This window comes from Actinopolymorpha pittospori, assembly GCF_014873875.1.
In the GTDB taxonomy this organism is placed as follows: Bacteria; Actinomycetota; Actinomycetes; order Propionibacteriales; family Actinopolymorphaceae; genus Actinopolymorpha; species Actinopolymorpha pittospori.
In genome coordinates, this window is record NZ_JADBEM010000001.1 from 5,441,019 (window position 1) to 5,458,719 (window position 17,701).

The 17,701-nt window shown below is 66.9% G+C and carries 21 protein-coding genes; 12 read left to right on the forward strand and 9 right to left on the reverse strand.

Annotated elements, in window-relative coordinates:
* Position 1 precedes the first annotated feature (1 nt).
* The 5 genes from HEB94_RS25560 (at position 2) to HEB94_RS25580 (ending at position 4,859) form a co-directional block, all read left to right on the forward strand.
* The gene (locus HEB94_RS25560) at positions 2–448 is read left to right on the forward strand and encodes a Rieske 2Fe-2S domain-containing protein (protein WP_192752253.1); all 447 of its coding nucleotides are present in this window, start codon (positions 2–4) and stop codon (positions 446–448) included.
* A gap of 49 nt (positions 449–497) precedes the next feature.
* Positions 498–1,421, forward strand: a complete 924-nt coding sequence (locus tag HEB94_RS52715; protein ID WP_202896542.1) for a 2Fe-2S iron-sulfur cluster-binding protein — start codon at positions 498–500, stop codon at positions 1,419–1,421.
* Positions 1,422–1,501: 80 nt separating this feature from the next.
* Positions 1,502–2,596 carry an amidohydrolase family protein gene (locus tag HEB94_RS25570; protein ID WP_192752254.1) on the forward strand — a complete coding sequence of 365 codons (1,095 nt, stop codon included), beginning with the start codon at positions 1,502–1,504 and terminating at the stop codon, positions 2,594–2,596.
* An 8-nt stretch (positions 2,597–2,604) separates the two neighbouring features.
* Positions 2,605–3,711 carry an amidohydrolase family protein gene (locus tag HEB94_RS25575; RefSeq protein WP_192752255.1) on the forward strand — a complete coding sequence of 369 codons (1,107 nt, stop codon included), beginning with the start codon at positions 2,605–2,607 and terminating at the stop codon, positions 3,709–3,711.
* 59 nt (positions 3,712–3,770) lie between these two features.
* Positions 3,771–4,859, forward strand: a complete 1,089-nt coding sequence (locus tag HEB94_RS25580; protein ID WP_192752256.1) for a mandelate racemase/muconate lactonizing enzyme family protein — start codon at positions 3,771–3,773, stop codon at positions 4,857–4,859.
* 34 nt (positions 4,860–4,893) lie between these two features.
* Here the strand turns inward: HEB94_RS25580 and HEB94_RS25585 are convergent, their stop codons facing one another.
* Positions 4,894–5,427 carry an AAA family ATPase gene (locus HEB94_RS25585; RefSeq protein ID WP_192752257.1) on the reverse strand — a complete coding sequence of 178 codons (534 nt, stop codon included), beginning with the start codon at positions 5,425–5,427 and terminating at the stop codon, positions 4,894–4,896.
* Between the two features lie 240 nt (positions 5,428–5,667).
* On the opposite strand from HEB94_RS25585, the gene HEB94_RS25590 reads away from it, so the two are divergent.
* Both HEB94_RS25590 and HEB94_RS25595 read left to right on the forward strand, forming a co-directional pair.
* Positions 5,668–6,477, forward strand: coding sequence for a phytanoyl-CoA dioxygenase family protein (locus tag HEB94_RS25590; RefSeq protein ID WP_192752258.1), 810 nt, complete (start codon positions 5,668–5,670; stop codon positions 6,475–6,477).
* Positions 6,478–6,562: 85 nt separating this feature from the next.
* The gene (locus HEB94_RS25595; protein WP_192752259.1) at positions 6,563–7,342 is read left to right on the forward strand and encodes a methyltransferase domain-containing protein; all 780 of its coding nucleotides are present in this window, start codon (positions 6,563–6,565) and stop codon (positions 7,340–7,342) included.
* Between the two features lie 59 nt (positions 7,343–7,401).
* Here HEB94_RS25595 and HEB94_RS25600 read toward each other — a convergent pair whose 3' ends face one another.
* Positions 7,402–8,340: a cupin domain-containing protein gene (locus HEB94_RS25600; protein WP_192752260.1), complete on the reverse strand. Its 939-nt coding sequence runs from the start codon at positions 8,338–8,340 to the stop codon at positions 7,402–7,404.
* Positions 8,341–8,412: 72 nt separating this feature from the next.
* Between HEB94_RS25600 and HEB94_RS25605 the strand changes: the two genes are divergently transcribed.
* Entirely contained in the window at positions 8,413–9,252 is an 840-nt protein-coding gene (locus tag HEB94_RS25605) for an NAD(P)H-binding protein (RefSeq protein WP_192752261.1), read from the forward strand.
* A 4-nt stretch (positions 9,253–9,256) separates the two neighbouring features.
* Here the strand turns inward: HEB94_RS25605 and lspA are convergent, their stop codons facing one another.
* The 3 genes from lspA to HEB94_RS25620 all read right to left on the reverse strand — a co-directional run bounded on the left by lspA (position 9,257) and on the right by HEB94_RS25620 (position 11,048).
* The gene (gene lspA, locus HEB94_RS25610; protein WP_192752262.1) at positions 9,257–9,901 is read right to left on the reverse strand and encodes a signal peptidase II; all 645 of its coding nucleotides are present in this window, start codon (positions 9,899–9,901) and stop codon (positions 9,257–9,259) included.
* Between the two features lie 113 nt (positions 9,902–10,014).
* Complete coding sequence (locus tag HEB94_RS25615; RefSeq protein WP_192752263.1) at positions 10,015–10,395, reverse strand: hypothetical protein; 381 nt, start codon at positions 10,393–10,395, stop codon at positions 10,015–10,017.
* Positions 10,396–10,778: 383 nt separating this feature from the next.
* Positions 10,779–11,048: a hypothetical protein gene (locus HEB94_RS25620; RefSeq protein ID WP_192752264.1), complete on the reverse strand. Its 270-nt coding sequence runs from the start codon at positions 11,046–11,048 to the stop codon at positions 10,779–10,781.
* Between HEB94_RS25620 and HEB94_RS25625 the strand changes: the two genes are divergently transcribed.
* Together HEB94_RS25625 and HEB94_RS25630 are read left to right on the forward strand one after the other, a co-directional pair.
* Positions 11,043–11,606 carry an HAD family hydrolase gene (locus HEB94_RS25625; protein ID WP_337917999.1) on the forward strand — a complete coding sequence of 188 codons (564 nt, stop codon included), beginning with the start codon at positions 11,043–11,045 and terminating at the stop codon, positions 11,604–11,606. The two genes, HEB94_RS25620 and HEB94_RS25625, sit on opposite strands and share 6 nt — an antisense overlap.
* A 220-nt stretch (positions 11,607–11,826) precedes the next feature.
* Positions 11,827–12,678: a nucleotidyltransferase domain-containing protein gene (locus tag HEB94_RS25630; protein WP_192752266.1), complete on the forward strand. Its 852-nt coding sequence runs from the start codon at positions 11,827–11,829 to the stop codon at positions 12,676–12,678.
* A gap of 239 nt (positions 12,679–12,917) precedes the next feature.
* Here HEB94_RS25630 and HEB94_RS25635 read toward each other — a convergent pair whose 3' ends face one another.
* Complete coding sequence (locus HEB94_RS25635; protein ID WP_192752267.1) at positions 12,918–13,757, reverse strand: class I SAM-dependent methyltransferase; 840 nt, start codon at positions 13,755–13,757, stop codon at positions 12,918–12,920.
* A 244-nt stretch (positions 13,758–14,001) separates the two neighbouring features.
* On the opposite strand from HEB94_RS25635, the gene HEB94_RS25640 reads away from it, so the two are divergent.
* The gene (locus HEB94_RS25640; RefSeq protein ID WP_192752268.1) at positions 14,002–14,346 is read left to right on the forward strand and encodes a hypothetical protein; all 345 of its coding nucleotides are present in this window, start codon (positions 14,002–14,004) and stop codon (positions 14,344–14,346) included.
* 20 nt (positions 14,347–14,366) lie between these two features.
* On the opposite strand, the gene HEB94_RS25645 is transcribed toward HEB94_RS25640, so the two are convergent.
* On the reverse strand, positions 14,367–14,540 hold the full coding sequence (locus HEB94_RS25645; RefSeq protein ID WP_192752269.1) for a hypothetical protein: 174 nt from the start codon (positions 14,538–14,540) through the stop codon (positions 14,367–14,369).
* Positions 14,541–14,609: 69 nt separating this feature from the next.
* On the opposite strand from HEB94_RS25645, the gene HEB94_RS25650 reads away from it, so the two are divergent.
* Positions 14,610–16,052, forward strand: coding sequence for an aldehyde dehydrogenase family protein (locus HEB94_RS25650; RefSeq protein ID WP_192752270.1), 1,443 nt, complete (start codon positions 14,610–14,612; stop codon positions 16,050–16,052).
* A 212-nt stretch (positions 16,053–16,264) separates the two neighbouring features.
* Here the strand turns inward: HEB94_RS25650 and HEB94_RS25655 are convergent, their stop codons facing one another.
* Both HEB94_RS25655 and HEB94_RS25660 read right to left on the reverse strand, forming a co-directional pair.
* Positions 16,265–17,053 carry an SDR family oxidoreductase gene (locus tag HEB94_RS25655; protein WP_192752271.1) on the reverse strand — a complete coding sequence of 263 codons (789 nt, stop codon included), beginning with the start codon at positions 17,051–17,053 and terminating at the stop codon, positions 16,265–16,267.
* 49 nt (positions 17,054–17,102) lie between these two features.
* The gene (locus HEB94_RS25660; protein WP_192752272.1) at positions 17,103–17,678 is read right to left on the reverse strand and encodes a TetR/AcrR family transcriptional regulator; all 576 of its coding nucleotides are present in this window, start codon (positions 17,676–17,678) and stop codon (positions 17,103–17,105) included.
* Positions 17,679–17,701: the final 23 nt, after the last annotated feature.

Here is a 17,701-nt window from a genome sequence, read left to right on the forward strand (position 1 = left end):
CGTGACGAAGTACGTGGTGGCGACGGTCGACGAGATTCCACCCGGCCACCGGAAGGTGGTCGAGGTTGCGAAGAGGTCGGTCGGCGTCTTCAACGTCAAGGGAAACTTCTACGCGATCCGCAATCAGTGCCCGCACGGCGGCGGGCCGATGTGTGAGGGCGTGACCTCGGGACTGGTCCGTTCGGACAAGCCCGGAAACTACGAGTACATCATGCGCGGGGAGATCATCCGCTGTCCCTGGCACGGCTGGGAGTTCGAGATCGCCACCGGGCAGTCATGGTTCGATCCGGCGAAGACCAAGGTCAAGGCGTACCCCACCGCGGTGGAGTCCGGCGAGGCCCTGGCCAACAATCCGGAACCGTCCGCAGCCGGCTTCCAGCCCGGTCCGTACTCCGGTGAAACATACGAGGTCGAGGTCGACCGCGACTATGTCATTGTCAATATCTGACGCCCCTCGGGGGGCGGATGCGTTGCGCGAAACGACCATGCCGTTGAGGGTGAAGTCCCGGAAGCAGATCTCGTCCGGGGTGACCGAACTGGTGCTCGTCCGAGACGACGCCTCGGAACTGCCGCCGTGGACCCCGGGAAGTCACATCGACGTGGAGGTTCGCGCCGGGCTCGTTCGACAGTATTCGCTGTGTGGCGATCCGGAGGATCGCAGCCAGTGGCGCATCGCGGTGTTGCGCGAGCCCGACAGCCGAGGCGGCTCCGCCGCGTTGTGCGAGCGCGTCCGGTCCGGTGACGTGCTGACGACCATCGGGCTGCGCAACCACTTCCCGTTGCACCAATCTCCGCGTTACCTCTTCATCGCCGGAGGGATCGGAATCACCCCGATCATCCCGATGATCGCGGCCGCGCACGCCGCGGGTGCCGACTGGCGCCTGGTCTACGGTGGCCGCAGCGAGGCGTCGATGGCCTATCGGGACGAAGTCGGGAGTTTCGATCCCGCGCACGTTCTCGAATGGCCGCAGGACCGTCGCGGCCTGATAGACCTCGATCAACTCCTGGCCGAACCACAGTCCGGTACGTTGATCTACTGCTGCGGGCCCGAACCGCTGATCGCGGCCGTCGAGGCGAGGAGTGCGCACTGGCCACACGGGACGCTTCAGGTCGAGAGGTTCGCGCCGAGGCCGGTGACCCGGGAGGCCCCCAACACCTCCTTCGAGGTCGAACTCGTCGACAGCGGTGAGGTGCTCGTCGTACCGCCCGACAAGTCCATCCTCGAGGTCGCGGACGAGGCCGGCGTCTATGTCTTGTCCAACTGCGAAGAGGGAACCTGCGGCACCTGCCAGACGACCGTGCTGGAGGGCGTGCCGGATCATCGGGACTCCGTCCTCGACGAGGACGAGCGCGCTGCCAACGACACGATGATGATCTGCGTCTCTCGCGCGCTGTCCTCCCGACTGGTCCTCGACCTGTGAGTCCCACGAATCTGCGGCCCAGTCGGTGCGGGAGCACCGAATGCGCCGGCCCACGTATAACCACGAAGGTGAGGTCACAAGTGGCCACGCAACAACTTGAGCACTACGCACGCCCCCAGCAGTGGGCCGGACTCGACCTGGTCGACACCGACGTACACATCAATCTCGGCAGCCTGAAAAGCCTCTTTCCCTACCTCGAGGCTCGGTGGCGCGACTACATCACCGAATCCGGTATGGGTGGGCTGGCCTCGAACCTCTATCCGTCCAACGCCCCGAATCTCTTCCTCGAGGGCTCGCGGCCGGAACAGGGACCGCCCGGATCCAGCCTCGAACTCCTCCAGCGTCAACTGCTCGACCCGTGGCAGTTGCAGTACGCGATCCTCAACTGCACCTACGCCATCGACTCCATCCACAACGACGACCTGGCGGCCGCGCTCGCACGGGCGCTGAACCGCTGGCAGTTGCACGAGTGGCTGGAGCAGGACCCCCGGCTCCGCGGATCGGCCGTGCTTCCACTGCAGAATCCGGCGCTCGCGGCCAAGGAGGTCGAATGGGCGGCACAGCACAGCCAGTTCGTCCAGGTGACCGTCCCGTCGCGCACCCGTGAGCCGCTCGGCCGGCGCGGATTCTGGCCGATCTACAAAGCCGCGCCGGCCGCCGGCCTCGTCGTCGGCGTCCAGGCCGGCGGGCTGAGCGGCAATCCGGTGACGCCGGTGGGCTGGCCGACGTACTTCGTCGAGGACTACGTGAACGTTCCGCTGGCGTTCCAGACACAGCTGATGAGCTTCGTCACCGAAGGTGTCTTCGTCGAGTTCCCCGAGCTGACCGTCGCGACGATCGAGGGCGGCTTCGCCTGGCTGCCGCCGATGATGTGGCGCTTCGACAAGGACTGGAAGGGTCTGCGACGCGAGGTTCCGTGGGTGGAGCGTCCGCCGTCGGAGGTGCTGCGTGACCACGTCCGGATGACCATCGCGCCGCTGGACCGGCCCGACACCCCGGAGTTCCTCGTCGAGGTCGTCGACCAACTTCTCTGTGACGACATGCTGATGTTCTCCACCGACTACCCGCATGCGCACTTCGCGAACGCCGCCGACGCGCTGCCCGACGGGATCTCCGGGGATCTGCAGACCAAGATCATGTCCGGCAACGCGCACGCGACGTACCGGCTGGGATGAGGAGAGACATGACCGAGACACAGACGCTGCCGCGGGCCGCTCGCCGTACCGCTGCGAAGCAGATGATCATCGACTGCGACATCCACAACGTGATGGCACCCGGAGCCCTGGAGCCCTACCTCTCGAATCGTTGGCTCAGCCATCTGAAGACCTTCGGCTCGCGCCAGCACTCGGGGAACGTGTATCCCAAGGGATCGCCGGCCCGCTACGACGCCTTTCCGCCGTCCGGGCTGCCCGCGGGTGCCGATCTGGGGTTCATGCAGAAACAACATCTCGACGGGCTGAACGTCGAGTTCGGGATCCTCGGTCCGCTCAGCTCCTCCGGCAGCCAGCTCGATCCGGAGTTCTCCGCGGCCTTGTCGACGGCGACCAACGACTGGCAGATCAAGGAGTGGTTGGAGCCGGAGCCGCGGCTGCGAGCGGGCATGATCGTGCCGGCGGAGCACAGTGAGCAGGCAGTCGCCGAGATCGAGCGGCTCGCAGGCCATCCGGGTTTCGTGCAGGTGCTGCTGGTTGCCCGCAGTGCCGCACCGCTCGGCGACCGCCGCTACTGGAAGATGTACGAGGCTGCCGCCCGGCACGACCTGCCCATCGGCATTCACTACGGTGGTGGCGTTCGCGGCGTTCCCATCAGCAGCGCGGGTTGGCCGTCGTTCTACCTGGAGGACCACGCGGGGATGTCCGCCGCGTTCCAGGCGCACGTGGCGAGCCTGATCTTCGGCGGAATCTTCGACCGGCTTCCGAACCTGCGCATCGCGCTGATCGAGGGCGGGTTCGCCTGGTTGCCGTCCCTGGCCTGGCGGATGGACACCCATTGGGAGCGCTTCCGCGCCGAGGTTCCGCAGGTTCGCCGCAGGCCTTCGGAGTACGTGCGGGACCACTTCTGGATGACGACACAGCCGATGGAGGAACCGCACCGGCCGGCCGACCTGCACAAGGTGTTCGAACACCTCGGGGGAACCGACAAGGTGATGTTCTCCACGGACTACCCACACTGGGACTTCGACCATCCCGCGCACGCCTTCCAGGTCCGGTTGCCCGCGGCGCTGCGGGACAGCATCTACACCGAGAACGCGCGGGCCTTCTACAAGCTCCCGGCGCGCATCACCGACTAGGTCGTGTCCTGCTCACCACTCGACCATGATCCGCAGGACACGACCGAGAAGGAATCGCGTTGACCAAGATCACCTCGATCGAGACGTTCGCCGGCCACGGCTGCATCGTCCGCGTTCGTACCGACGACGGCCTCGTCGGGTACGGGCAGACGGCGCACTCCGAGGCCCGGATCACCGGGGAGGTGTTGCACACTCTGGTCGCGCGGAACTATCTGGGACGCGACCCGTTCGATGTCATGACCCTGGCAGAGGAGTGCGCACGCGCGGAGTACAAGTACTTCGGCAGCTTCCTGTTCCGGGCCGTGGCCGGCGTGGACACCGCGCTGTGGGATCTGGTGGGCAAGGCGAAGTCCCAGCCGGTCTACCAGTTGCTCGGTGGAAAGTTCCGGCCGTCGGTGCCCGTCTACGGTTCGGCCATGCGTCGCGACACGACGCCCGAGCAGGAGGTTGATCGGATCGTCGCCGCCGTCGCTGCGCACGGGTTCCGCGCGGTGAAGATCAAGATCGGCGAGCGCAACGGTCGCGATGCGGAGTCGCGTTCGGGCCGGACCCGGCGGCTGGTTCCTCTGCTGCGCAAGGAGCTCGGCGACGACATCGAGATCAGCGCGGACGCCAATGGCGCCTACTCCCCGGGTCAGGCGGTCCGGATCGGGCGACTGCTCGAGGAGCACGACTACCTGCACTTCGAGGAGCCGGTGCCGTTCTGGGAGTACGAGAACGCCAGGACCGTCACGGCAACCCTCGACATCCCCGTCGGACTGGGGGAACAGGAGTTCTCGGTCGAGAACATGCAACGGATCCTCCAGGGCGGCATGGCAGACGTCATCCAGCCCGACGTCTGTTACATCGGTGGCATCACACGGGCCCGGCAGGTTGCGGACCTGGCCAACCTCGCCGGGCTGCCGTGTGTTCCGCATTCGTCGGGGAGATCGCTGACGGCGATCTTCACCGCGCATCTGGTGACGGCGATGCCGGCGTGCAACCTCTTCCACGAGTGGACCATCGAGGACGCCTCGAAGATGCGGGTCTACGAGCCGTTCCCGGTCGCGCGCGACGGCGAGGTCGTCCTGTCCGACGCGCCCGGCTGGGGCGTCGAGATCTCCGACTCCGCCTTGCAGCGCATGGAGCGGCGGATCTCGTCTCTCTGACCCGCCGGGCCGTCGGCCGTCACCGCTTCGGATTTCAGAGAAGGCGGTACTTGTCGGCGATCAGCCGAGCGACCTCCGCCGCGTCGACGTGGGTGGTGTCGATGACGTCGCCAGCTTGGTCAAGCCAGGGCAGGGCGCCCTCGAGGGCGGCAAGGTGGTCGAGACGCCACTGGCGAGAGTCGGGGAAGGCGGTGTTCTCTTCGGTGTCCCCCTCGATGCGCTTGACGAGAGTGTCGTGGTCCGCGTGGAGGACGACGTGGTGGACCTGGACACCAGCCTTCTCCAGTCTGGAGCGGATCTCTGTCCAGTACTCCTCGACGAACACAGGCTGAGTGGCCACGAGAATCCCGCCGACGTAGTTGAGGAGTTGTGTAGCGGTCTCCACGACCAGGTGACGCCATGGCGGCCAGTGCTGGAAGTCCCCTAGCCGTGGCAGATCCGTGACGCGCATCAGCATGCCGCCGACCCATTCGGCGTCGAAGATCCTCGATGCTGGGACGAGTTTGACGAGTTCGTTGGCGGTGGTCGTCTTTCCTACGCCGCCGGTCCCGTTCAGCCAGATGATCACGTCGCGAGGTTAGCCGGGTGGGCTCCGCGGTGCACCGCACTCACCAGCAACCCGCTCATGGTCCGTCGTTGCGGCGCTCGCCGGTGGCAGGTCGTGGGACGGCTCACTCACCGAGCACGATGTCGCCACTGGCTCGACTACGGTGGTAGGGATTGTACGAGGGCACGCATTTCGGGCCCGTTTCGCCACCACGTCTGTCCTCGACAGGCAACGTGGCCGAACAGAACTGGAGGCGTCGTGATGACCGCGACTGTCGGGCAGGTGCTTGCAGATGCCGATGCCGAGCTCTTCTGGGAGCGAGGTTATCTCCGGGTTGCTCAGGTGTTCAGCCAGGAGGAGGCCGGCGAGCTGAAGCGGGAGCTGGACCGGTTGATTGGCGAGTGGGCCAACCGGGAGTCGGCATGGACGGGGCCATGGCGGCAGGCGTACATGGACCAGGAGACGGAGCGGGCGGGCAAGTTCGCGGGTATGCACGACCTGCAGTACTACTCGGCCGCTTGGGCACGGGCGATCCTCCATCCGAGGCTGGTAGACGTCTTGGTGAAGGTGCTGGGTCCGGACGTGGAGTTCCATCACACGACGATGCACGTGAAGGTGCCGGAGACCGGGATGCCGTTCCCGATGCACCAGGACCACCCGTTCTACAAGCATGACGACGGCCGATTCATCGATGTGCTCCTGCACCTGGACGACACGAACAGCGAGAACGGCGAGATCCGGTTTCTGGAGGGGTCGCATCGCGGCGGGCCGTTGCAGCACATCACCGAGACAGCCGAGGGTCCGTGTTCACCGCACCTGCCGGTGGACGAGTATCGACTGGCCGACACCGTGGCGGTGCCGGCGAAGGCCGGTGACGTCGTCCTGATGACGATCAACACGGTGCACGGGTCTGACATCAACCGCTCGTCGCAGCCGCGGCGTCTGGTCCGGATGGGCTACCGCCATCCACACAATCGCCAGACCGCCGGACAGTCCCTCGGGCGGCCCGGCGTCATGGTCGCCGGAAATCGAGAGCGGCGCGAAGGAGATCAACCGTTCCGCACCGAATAGCCACCGGTCCTGGCAGATCCAGCTGTCGGCGCTGTGCCCCCGCTTGCTGTCGTCCGGGCACGCGGGGCGCAGATAGGGTGATCGCGTGGAACAGGACGACCGGCTCCTCCATGCGTCGTCTTTCGGCGCGGCGGCGACCGCATACGCCGAGCACCGACCGGACTATGCGCGGGCCGCGGTGCGCTGGGCGCTCGAGCCCGCGCCCGGCTTCCGGGTGCTCGACCTCGGCGCCGGAACCGGCAAGCTCACCGCCACGCTCGTTGCGGTGGGCGCCGACGTCACCGCGGTCGAGCCTGACTCGGCGATGCTGACCGAGTTGCGCCGTGCACTGCCGGATGTCCGTGCACGGCCGGGTAGCGCCGAGGCGATACCGCTGCCGGACGCGTCCGTCGATGCCGTGCTGGCCGGCAACGCCATGCACTGGTTCGACATGGCGCTCGCTGGGCCCGAGATCGCCAGGGTCCTGGTGCCGGGCGGCATCCTGGCCGGCCTGTGGAACGTCATGGACGACCGGGTCGACTGGGTCGCCGGGCTGGCGCAGGTCAGTGGGAGCGCGGCCATTGGCCCGCGTGACACGCCGACCAGTTGGCGCGCCGAGACGGCCGACGCACACCTTCCCAAGACTGACGTGGCCGCCCGGTTCGGCGCGCCGGAGCAGGCCGAGTTCCCGCACGGGCAGCGCCGCACCGCCGACTCCCTCGTCGCGACGCTTGCGACGAGGGCGGGGATGCTGGTCATGCCGGAACAGGAACAAGAGGCCACCCTCGGACGGATCCGCGCCTTCCTTACGAGCAGACCGGAGACCGCGGACGGCGAGTTCACCGTCCCGATGCTGACCTGCGTGCTGCGCGTCCGGCGGCTGTGAGGGTCGATGACGCAGGACCGCGGCGGCGGTGGGACAGGTCCTGGCCGGCCTGTTGGTCGCTAGGCGTGGGCGGCCAGACGGTGTTCTCGGGGGCTGATGCCACGCACGCGTTTGAAGGCCGTACTCAGGGCGAAGGAGCTGCCGTAACCGACCTGCTGAGCTACCGCGCCGACAGTGTTGTCCGGATCTCGGAGCAGGTCGGCGGCCAGGGTCAGCCGCCATTCGGTGAGGTAGGACATAGGCGGTTCGCCGACCAGTTCGGTGAAGCGGCGGGCCAACGCCGCGCGGGACACTCCGGTCCTGGCGGCTAGGGACGCCACGGTCCAAGGCTGGGCCGGGTTGTTGTGGAGCATCCGCAGGGCTTGGCCCACGACGAGATCACTGTGCGCTCTGTACCAGGCGGGCGCCTGGGCGCGGTGACGGGCGAACCACTCGCGTAACGCAGCGATGAGCAGCAGGTCGAGCAGGCGGTCGAGGACAGCTTCCTGACCGGGGTCGTCCTTGACGACCTCGGTGGCGAGCAGCGGAACCAACGGAGAGTCCCAGGAGTCGCCCGGGACCACCAGGAGCGGCGGTAGTGCGCTCAGGAGCCGCTGGCTGACCTCGCCCTGCATCGTGTAGGTGCCGGTGAGCAGGGTCGTCGTGCCGTTCGGGCTGTTGCCCCAGGTGCGTACGCCCAGCTCCTGCATCTCGGGGAGCTTCTGCCCGTCCGGGGCGGTGCAGAGCTGGCCGGGATGAATGACGACCTGTGGCGTCGTGGCTGGATCGTCGGTGACGGTGTACGGATCTGGGCCACGGATGACTGCCACATCGCCCGGACTGAGCCGTACGTCGGCGCCCTCGTCGGGAAGGACCCAGCCGTCGCCCCGCACCATGGCCACGACAGTGAGCGGCGCCTGGTCCTCGACCCGTATCGACCAGGGCGGGGTCAGCACTGAGCGGAGCAGGAACGCCCCCTGCGCACGGGGTCCCCCGAGAAGGCCGACGATCGCATCCACGTAGACGATTAAACACAAGGTTGCGCGCTTCAGCTATGGGGAGTCTCACGCCGCTGCACTTCAATGATCGGTATGACGAACACGCGAGAGCAGAAGACAATCCTGGCCCTGGGTGGAACGGGCAAGACAGGTCGCCGCATCGTGGAGCGGTTGCAGGGGAGCGAGGTACCTGTTCGGATCGGCTCCCGATCCGCGAGGCAGCCGTTCGACTGGGCGGACCGGAGGACCTGGGCGCCTGTGCTGCGGGACGTCGGCGCGGTGTACGTGTCCTACTACCCGGACCTGGCCGCGCCCGGTGCACCAGAGACGGTTGGCGCGTTCACCGAACTCGCGGTGGCGTCGGGCGTCTCTCGGCTCGTGCTGCTGTCCGGGCGCGGTGAGGAGGAGGCCCGGGCCAGCGAGAAGGTCGTCCAATCGTCAGGGGCCGAGTGGACGATCCTGCGGTCCAGCTGGTTCAGCCAGAACTTCAGCGAGGACTATCTGCTGGAGCCGGTGCTGGGCGGCGAGGTCGTCCTTCCTGTCGGGGATGTGCCAGAGCCGTTCGTGGACGCCGACGACATCGCCGACGTGGCCGTGGCAGCCCTGACCGAGGACGGACACTCGGGGCAGGTCTATGAACTGACTGGGCCGCGGCTGCTCACCTTCGCCGAAGCGGTCGCCGAGATCTCCGCAGCGACCGGCAGGAGCATCGGGTTCGTTCAGGTGTCTCCTGAGGACTATGCGAACGCGCTCGCCGGTGTGGGCGTCCCTCCTGAGGTCGTCCAACTGCTGACGTACCTGTTCACGACGGTGCTGGACGGACGGAACGCCCATCTGGGCGACGGGGTTCAGCGTGCCTTGGGCCGAGCGCCCCGGGACTTTGCCGCGTACGCCGCCGGCACCGCCGCCACCGGCGTGTGGGGCAAGGAGTAGGACATCAGGAGGCTCGCCCGGAACGGCGCTCGTCGTCGTCACCGTCAGACAGCGAGCCTGGGTTCGAGGTCGCCAAGCCGGTCAGCCGACCGTCGGCATCGCGGGCGATCAGGCTCTGCAGGATGAGGACGCCGGCGCCGACGACCAGTGCGATGTCCGCCACGTTGCCGACGAACCAACCGTTGTAGTCGATGAAGTCGACGACATGTCCTACGCCGAAGCCGGGCGAACGGAACAGGCGGTCGAGGAGGTGCGTACACGCGCCACCGAGCGGGAGCCCGAGACCGACCGCCCACCCCAGTGAGCGGGCTCGGGTCGCGAACACACCGAGCGCGACCACCGCGACTCCCGCGAGGATGGTAAAGATCCACGTTGCGCCAGTGCCGATCGAGAACGCGGCGCCAGCGTTGTAGAGCAGTCGGAGTTCGAGGAAGTCACCCATCAGCGAGATCGGTGCACGATCGGTGAGAGACGACACCGCCCAGAACTTCGTTGCCTGGTCGACCGCGAGGATCACCGCGGCCACGGCGAACACGACCACCCGCGGAAAGAGCGCCCCCTGGTGGCCGGAGGGGCTGGAGCCGCGGGCCGGTCCCGAGGTCGCCGGATGGTCTCGCGGATCGGGCGCGGGAGCGGCGCTGTCTGACATAGTCAGCCAGGGTACGTCGGCAACCGCGGGAGACCCATGCGGCGGGGTCAGTTCGGGAACTCAGGAGCGGCCGAGTGGGCGGGCGTCGTCGCCGCTCGCCTGAGCTGGAAAGCTCATGACAGTGATATGGACGTGACGTCAAGCGAGACGAAGACTGGTTCGGCTTCAGTGGTGTCATCGGGATTGCGAGCCACCACCCGACGCCGGGTGGGAAAGCTGAAGCCGTCGACGGACACGTGGTCCATGGTGTAGTGAGCCCGCGGGACACCCCCTCGGATATCGACGTCGTAGTCCTGTCGGCGCAACAGGACGTCCTCAGCACCGAAGTAGAAGGTTTGCACGCGAGAGTGCGTGTCGACGTAGTCGGGGAACTGAACGCGTAGCCTGCGCCAGGTCTCTCCCTCCTCCTGCCACGGCTCGATCTCGGCAACCTGGAAACCGTCCCAGGTGAACAGGTATGGAGTATTTACATAGTTCCAGAGCGCAGCCCGCAAAGTACACCGTCTTGAGGTCGTCCCACGGTCTGTCCGGCACGTAGAAACTCTCGGGATCGTCTCGCTCAGCGAGTACCTTACCGTCCTTATCCCTGATCTCTGCATGGTTGGTTACGAAATGGCCGGTATGACCTTCGCTGCCGAACGGATCCAAGGAACTCTGCGCGGTACGCGTGCTGATGGTGGCAACGGTGTGGGCGAGGACGCCACTGCTGGCCCAGGGGAGCGTGCCTCCGAATGATGCGGTGAGACTTACCTGCGCGATGTTCCTCCATCGGGCCAGTCCGCCATGTGCTTCGAGCGCGAGGTTGAGCAGATCCGTCATCGTTTTCCCTTCCGGGGTGACCAGTCGGGGTGTTACGGGAAAGACCGATGGTCCAGCCCTAGACGTCGTCGCGGATACGCCCGGCCGATTGCTGACGTTCTGTCGTCGCGCGGTCCAGCTTAGTTCTGGGACCGACAGGACGCGCCTGGTGCGATCTCCTCGTGAACGCCGAATCGATCGAACAGGCAAAGGCGGAGCTGGGCACGCTGCCGCCTTCGAGCGTGTGCATGGCCACGGTCAGCGCTGACGATCTGTAAGTATGGCGCATGTCGTGCATGCGGTGATCTTCGACATCGGTGGCGTTCTGGAACGAACCGAAGGAATGCATGTCTGGCTCGACCCGTCGCGGAAACGGCTGGGTATGACGGGCGACGAGTTCTCCGCGGCCCTTGGCGCGGCAGATCCTGACAACGGCATCAGCACCGGCCGGTTGAGCCTCGACGACTGGCGCGACAGGTGCGCTGAAGCTCTGGGCCTATCGTCCGAGCAGGCGGATTCCTTCGTGGCCGACATGTGGGACTGGTATTGCGGCGAGCTGGACGAGGAGCTGATGGCGTACGTCGCGAACCTTCCGCAGCGCTACCGGACGGCGATCATCAGCAACTCAGGCAGCGGCGCCCGAGAGGTCGAGGAGACCCGCTACGGGTTCTCGACGTACTTCGACCCCATCATCTACTCCCACGAGGTCGGACTACTGAAGCCTGATCCGCGCATCTACGCCATCGCCTGTGACCGGCTGCGCCTTGAGCCACACGAGACAGTCTTCCTCGACGACTCACAGGTCTGCGTCGATGGGGCACGAGCATTCGGGATGCACGGCATACTCCACGAGTCGACTGCGACGTCCATCCGGACCATCGACACCCTGCTCGCGGACTCTTCCTGATGGCACGCGAATGGAACGGAGAGCTGGCCGCGGTCGACCTCTCTACCCGTAGGGGCAGGGGCCCCGAACCGCCTGTGACCACTGACGGGTACCTCCACCTCCCCGACCGGCCGGGATTCGGGGAGGAGCTCGTCCGACGGTCTCGAGAAGGAGTTCCCCTACGGCTGGAGCACTAGGGTCGCCCGATACTTGCCCTGCGAGTCGGCCGAGGAGAGACGTGATGCTGCGCGAACCGCTTCGTCTGCGTCAGGAGGAGCGGACCAGGTTGCTTCAGCGGGTGCGGGTCGCCACTGAGGAGGATGCCCGCGTCGGCGCGGTCTGGCTGCAGGGCTCCTGTGCTCTGGGCGATACCGACGCCCTGAGCGACCTGGACCTGACCGTCGTCGTCTCCGATGAAGTAGTGAACGCCGTCGCGGGCAATCCCTCCAGGCCGACGGACTACCGGCAAGTGCTCGACTCGGCGCGTGGTAGGTGGGTCGCACAGGTCGCCGGACCGCCGCTGCTGCTGTTGGAGGCACCTCAAAACGCCCCCGCAGGCGGTGCCTTCCTGACGTCGTTCATCGCTGGTGAGGCTGGACCTCAACAGGTCGACTGGGAATGGCTGCCACAGTCAAGCGCGCGACGTCCACGCGAGTCGCTGCTGCTGTTCGACCGGGCCGGCATCCTCCTCGAAAACGAGCCGCCCGAGGTCGGGGAACCTGGCCCGTCGCCGGACCGCACACCATTCGAGGTTGCAGCACACGCAGTCCCCTGGTTCTGGGCCACACTGATGTGGAACGCCAAACACGCGGCTCGCTCACCACGCGACACTCACATGCTGATGCTGAGGCAAACCGTGGGTGCCGTACGCGACATCGAGCAGTTCCTGAACCCAGGCGGGAGGGCACCCGTGGGAGAATCCGTCCTCGAACACCCAGAGGACCGGTGGGGCATCCTGCGCGACCTCAGCGACCGGATGGAACGCCTGATGCCCCGCCCCTCCATGCTCTTCGCCGACTTCCCATCCGACCTTGCACCACAGGCTCGCCAGTTCCTCCGGCTCGCAGAAGAGGTCATGCACCGGCACGTGTGATGACGTCACCCCGGCCGCTCCGGCGCAAGCGACCGACTCCAGGTCGGTCCTGGCTCGTAGCCAGTGGCGTGCAGGCCGCCGGCTCAGTGGGCGCTTCTGCCGTCGGTCGGACAACTTGTCCCCACCGGGTTCTATGCAGGGCCGCCGAGCTTGCTCGTTCAGGCTTGGGAACAACCTTTGTGACGTTCGGCCGTCCGGCTGTTTGTTGCGTGCGGGTTGCGCGCCGACTCCGTGGTGCTTCAGTCGTCCTGGCCGGAACCTGCGCAGACCAGGTCGCCCGCGCCTGGGCCTTGGAATATGACACGGAAGCCCGCGCGGGCGAGTTCGTCTCGCAGTGCGGTGGGTGTCAGGTGGCGGCGGTGAGGCCGGTACCAGGTGCCGTCGATCTCGACCCCATCGTGTCTCGATCCATCGTTCGGCATTTCTTCGTAGCAGATGCCGGTGGTCGTGTCGTATCGGAAGTCGGGATCGTAGTTGCGCTCCGGCTCGTACATGGCGGTGGAGATGAGGTAGTAGCCCTTGCTCTTCAGGCGGGGGCGCACCGCGGTGAAGACGCTAGCTCTGTCGGCGTCGGTAACGATCGATTGAAGGCAGAAGCTGTCGACGATGAGGTCGTACCGTTTGCTGACGTGCTCGTTTGCCAGGGCGCACATGTCCTGCACGTCGAAGCTGATGTCTACGCCACGTTCCCGCGCAAACCGCCGGGCGAGCGTGATCGCCTCCGGGATGAGGTCGATCGCGTTCACCTGGAATCCGCGTGCCGCCAGGAAACAGGCGGCCGGTCCGGTGCCACAACCGTATTCCAGCACGTCTACCTCCGGCGGCGAGGGCAGGTCGAGGTGCGGAAGAGCGTGTTCGAGGAAGACCCGGTTCGGAAAGGCTTCGAAATCCTGGGGCCGGCCCTCCTCGAAGAGGTCGCTCCACTGGGTCTTACCCTCCTGCTCGAGCCGCCGATACGCAGCTTCGTGTTCGGCGTAGTAGTACCTCATGTAAGACCTCCGCTGTCGCCGGGCGGACAACCGCTCGTCCCCGTCGTCCTTGCAACCAGCCAGATTGGAGGCCGGAGCGGCGCGGGTCAAGGGACGCGGATCGCGAAGCGACGCCGCAGGCGCCGTTGAGACGTGGGTTGAGGCGGGGAGGCCGGCGCGGGGCCTCAGCCTTGCATCGACGGCTTTGGCCAGTCCGGGTTGGAGACCGGTCGCGCAGGAAGCGGCGCCGTCATTTGGTTGCCCGTATGCTGCTCGTCGCACGTCGCGGAACGGCCGTGCCGAGCGGGTCGGGTGGAGGGCGCTAGACCGTGGATGTTGCTCACGTGTGGCGGCGATGGTGGTTCTGTTGCTGGCCGCGTATGTGCTGCTTGATTGGCTGGTTCTGATCTCCATCCGGACCGGCGACAGTGGGGGAGTGCCGCTGGCGAGGCACGTTGGCGGGGCCCTTGTGGCGACGGGACTGGCATGGCTGGTGTGGCGTCGTAGTCGCGCGGTCTGGGCTCTGCTGCTGGCCTGGCACGGCGGGTTCGCTCTCTTCCTGTTGGCGACTGCCACAGGTTGGGATGTGCGCGTGAGCGGCTTCGTGTTGCTCAACGCTGTGCAGGTGGCTGCGCTCCTCTCGCCAGCTGTGCGCCATCACGTGTGGCGCCCGGAGGGGCGGTTGGCGACGACGCAGTGAAAACTGCGATACCGACTCGCTCACTCCATGGGCAGCTTGACCGCGGCGAGCGCGATGCGGCCGGCGACCGTGTAGGCCAGCGCTCCGATCGCGTACATCAGGGCGAGCGTCGGCCACTGCCACTCGGGCCGCATGGGCAGCGCCAGGAACCACAGGGGTTCCACGTGGTCGGTGAGCTTCATCATGGTCGGCATACGGTGACGAGGATGATCTCATGGTGCACAGTCGTTCGCGTTACCAACACGGATCGAAGGTAGGACTACATGACGTATCTGACCGACCTGTTGATCGCCGGTGAGCTCCGCCCCGGTCGTGGCGGCCCCCGTGACGTCGAGAATCCCGCCGACGAGTCGGTGCTGGCGCAGGTCAACGACGCCGACGAGCAGGACGTCGAGGAAGCGGTAGGCGCAGCGTCGCGCGCATGGCGGGCGTGGGCGAGGACTCCCGAGCCGGAACGCGCAGCGGCTCTTCGCCGTCTCGCGGACCTGCTCGCGGAGCACCGCGAGGAGCTGGCCGAGATCCTGGTGGCCGAGGTGGGGAAGCCCGTCGTCGAGGCGGAGGCGGAGATCGGCGGGACGATCGGGTTCACCTCGCACGCGGCAAGCCTGCTCGAGACACGTACCGACGAGATCAGGTACACGGGCAACCGCAACGAGGAGATTTGGACCCGGCGCCGCCCTTACGGCGTCGTGGCGGCGATCATCCCGTGGAACTTCCCTTCCGCGCTGGTGACTCGCAAGCTGGCGCCCGCACTCGCGGCCGGCAACGCTGTCGTCCTCAAGGCGGATGAGAAGACGCCGCTGTCGGCGTTGGCGATCGCGCGGATCGTGGCCGGGAGCGATCTGTTCCCTCCGGGTCTCGTCAACGTCCTGACCGGTGCGGGCGAGTCTGTCGGACGCGCGCTCGTCCGCAGCTCAGCCACCGATCTCGTGACGATGACCGGTAGCAGCGCTGCCGGCAAGGCCATCCTGGCCGACGCTGCGGACCAGGTGAAGCCCGTGTCCCTGGAGCTCGGCGGCAAGGCGCCGTTCATCGTCATGCCTGACGCCGACCTCGATCTTGCCGTACGGGATGCTGTCGCCTCACGGCACATGAACTGCGGTCAGGTGTGCATCGCGAACGAGCGGACGTTCGTGCACGAGTCCCTCTACCAGTCCTTCGTCGAGCGATACGTCGACGCGGTGTCCAACCTGGTGGTCGCCGACCCGCGGGACCGCGCGACACAGATCGGCCCGAAGGTCAGCGGTGCCGAGCTCGACAAGACGCTGGACAGTCTTCAGCGGTCGGTGTCCGCCGGCGCCAAGGTGCTGGTCGGTGGCAGCCGGCTTGGTGGTCACGGCTATGAGAAGGGTCACTGGTTCGCGCCGACTGTGGTGGGTGACGTGACCGACGCGATGCCCGTCATGTCCGAGGAGCTGTTCGGTCCGGTGACGCCTGTGACCGTCTTCGACGAGTGGGATGAGGTCGCCGCACGCGCCAACGCGACCCGATACGGTCTGTCGGCGTACGTGTACACATCTGACCTGTCGGTGGCAATGGCTGCCAGCAGGGACCTTTCCTTCGGCGAGGTGTACATCAACCGCATCGGTCCCGAAGAGGTCAACGGCTTCCACGCGGGCTTCCACGAGAGCGGGCTCGGTGGTGACGATGGGGCGCACGGACTCGACGGGTACTTCCGCAAGCAGACCGTGTACATGCGCTACTGACCCGACAGCACCTGGCGATTAGCCACGGGTCTCAACCGGGCGAGGAGGCTACGGCGCGGGGCGTTCGCGCTCTGTCTGGCACGTCAGCCCACCTGGAGATGCCCTTCCGTGCTGGGCAGGTCGGACCTGGGCAAGTCCGATCATCCCCACACGGAAGGGCATTCTCGCGTCGCGCCCCGCTCACGACACGCGACTCGTCGATGGATCCGGGGTTAGAGGGCCTTGAGCTGGCCGCCGTCGAGCATGAACTCGGCGCCGGTGGTGTTGGCGGAGCGAGGGGAGGCAAGGAAGAGCACCAGGTCGGCGACCTCGCTGGCCTCGGTGACCCGGCCGGTGCTGATCGCCATGCTCTGCGGCACGACCTCGTCGAGCGCCTGCTGGGCGGTGACACCCGCGCTGGCGGCGACGGCGTCCGCGAAGCCGCCCGGGCCGGTCCAGAACGGGGTCCGCACCGGGCCGGGCGAGACGGCGTTGACCCGCACGCCGCGCGGCGCGAACTCCTCCGACAGGGCCTTGGTCAGGTTGGCCACCGCCGCCTTCGCCGCGGAGTAGTCGACCACCATCGGGAACGGCAGTCGGGCGTTGATGCTGCTGATGTTGACGATCGCCCCGCCGCCCGCCAGCAGCGCGGGCAGGGCCGCTCTGCTGGTGCGCACGGCGCTGAAGAACGTCACGTCGAACACCCGCGCCCACTCGGCGTCGTCGACGTCGAGGAAGCCCGACCGGGCACTGCCGGCGCCAACGTTGTTGACCAGCACGTCCAGGCGCCCGTATGTCGACTCCGCTGCGTCGACGAGCCGCCGCGGGGTGTCCGCCTCGGTGATGTCGGCCAGCACCACGGTGGCGCCACGCGCGGCCAAGGCGTCGAGTTCGGGGGTGCTGGTGCGGCTGCTCGCCACCACGTGCGCACCCTCGTCGAGCAACGCAGCCGTGGTGGCCAGGCCGATGCCCTTGCTCGCGCCGGTGACGATGGCGACCTTGCCCTGCAGTTCGAGATTCACTACAACTCCAGTTGTTGACTGATCAGTTCCTAATTTGGGCAGCAAAAAATCAATCGAGCGCGCTCAGGGCGACCTCCACGGCGTTGTCGAGGAACGCGCGATCCGCGCGGGCCTTGCCCATCACCCGCAACCCTTGAAGAAAGGTGGTCAGGAACTGGGCCAGCTCCGGCGGGTTCTTGTCCGCCGCGAGCTCCCCGCGGACCCGGGCTCGCTCCAGAGCCCCGGCCAGGGCCGACTCGATCTGACCCATCGTGCGGGAGACCTGCTGCACCGTGTCCGGGTGCGCCGAGCGCTCCGTGGCCGCGTTGACCAGCAGGCACCCCCGCTCCGGATCGGCCAGGTCGGCCTCCACCAACTCCAGGAGCACCGCCCGGATCGCCGGACGCACCTGCTCCGCCCGGTCCAACACCTCGATCAGCCCCACCGCGTGGCGCTGGCAGTAACGCCGCAGCGCCATCGCGTAGAGCTGCTCCTTGGATCCGAACGCCTTGTACAGGCTGCCCCGGGCGATCCCGAGACCCTCCACGAGATCCTCCGTCGAGGTCGCCTCGAAGCCCTGACGCCAGAACAACTCCATCGCACGGTCCACCGCCGCGTCGATGTCGAACGTCCTTGGCCTGCCCATGCGACAACCGTACGAGTAAGGAA

Bases quoted from the DNA above. Each gene is read 5' to 3' on its own strand.
- HEB94_RS25575 (WP_192752255.1), top strand. From the start codon at position 2,605: ATGACCGAGACACAGACGCTGCCGCGGGCCGCTCGCCGTACCGCTGCG.
- HEB94_RS25590 (WP_192752258.1), top strand. From the start codon at position 5,668: ATGACCGCGACTGTCGGGCAGGTGCTTGCAGATGCCGATGCCGAGCTC.
- HEB94_RS25605 (WP_192752261.1), top strand. From the start codon at position 8,413: ATGACGAACACGCGAGAGCAGAAGACAATCCTGGCCCTGGGTGGAACG.
- lspA (WP_192752262.1), bottom strand. From the start codon at position 9,901: ATGTCAGACAGCGCCGCTCCCGCGCCCGATCCGCGAGACCATCCGGCG.
- HEB94_RS25625 (WP_337917999.1), top strand. From the start codon at position 11,043: ATGCATGTCTGGCTCGACCCGTCGCGGAAACGGCTGGGTATGACGGGC.
- HEB94_RS25620 (WP_192752264.1), bottom strand. From the start codon at position 11,048: ATGCATTCCTTCGGTTCGTTCCAGAACGCCACCGATGTCGAAGATCAC.
- HEB94_RS25630 (WP_192752266.1), top strand. From the start codon at position 11,827: ATGCTGCGCGAACCGCTTCGTCTGCGTCAGGAGGAGCGGACCAGGTTG.
- HEB94_RS25640 (WP_192752268.1), top strand. From the start codon at position 14,002: ATGGTGGTTCTGTTGCTGGCCGCGTATGTGCTGCTTGATTGGCTGGTT.
- HEB94_RS25645 (WP_192752269.1), bottom strand. From the start codon at position 14,540: ATGCCGACCATGATGAAGCTCACCGACCACGTGGAACCCCTGTGGTTC.
- HEB94_RS25650 (WP_192752270.1), top strand. From the start codon at position 14,610: ATGACGTATCTGACCGACCTGTTGATCGCCGGTGAGCTCCGCCCCGGT.
- HEB94_RS25660 (WP_192752272.1), bottom strand. From the start codon at position 17,678: ATGGGCAGGCCAAGGACGTTCGACATCGACGCGGCGGTGGACCGTGCG.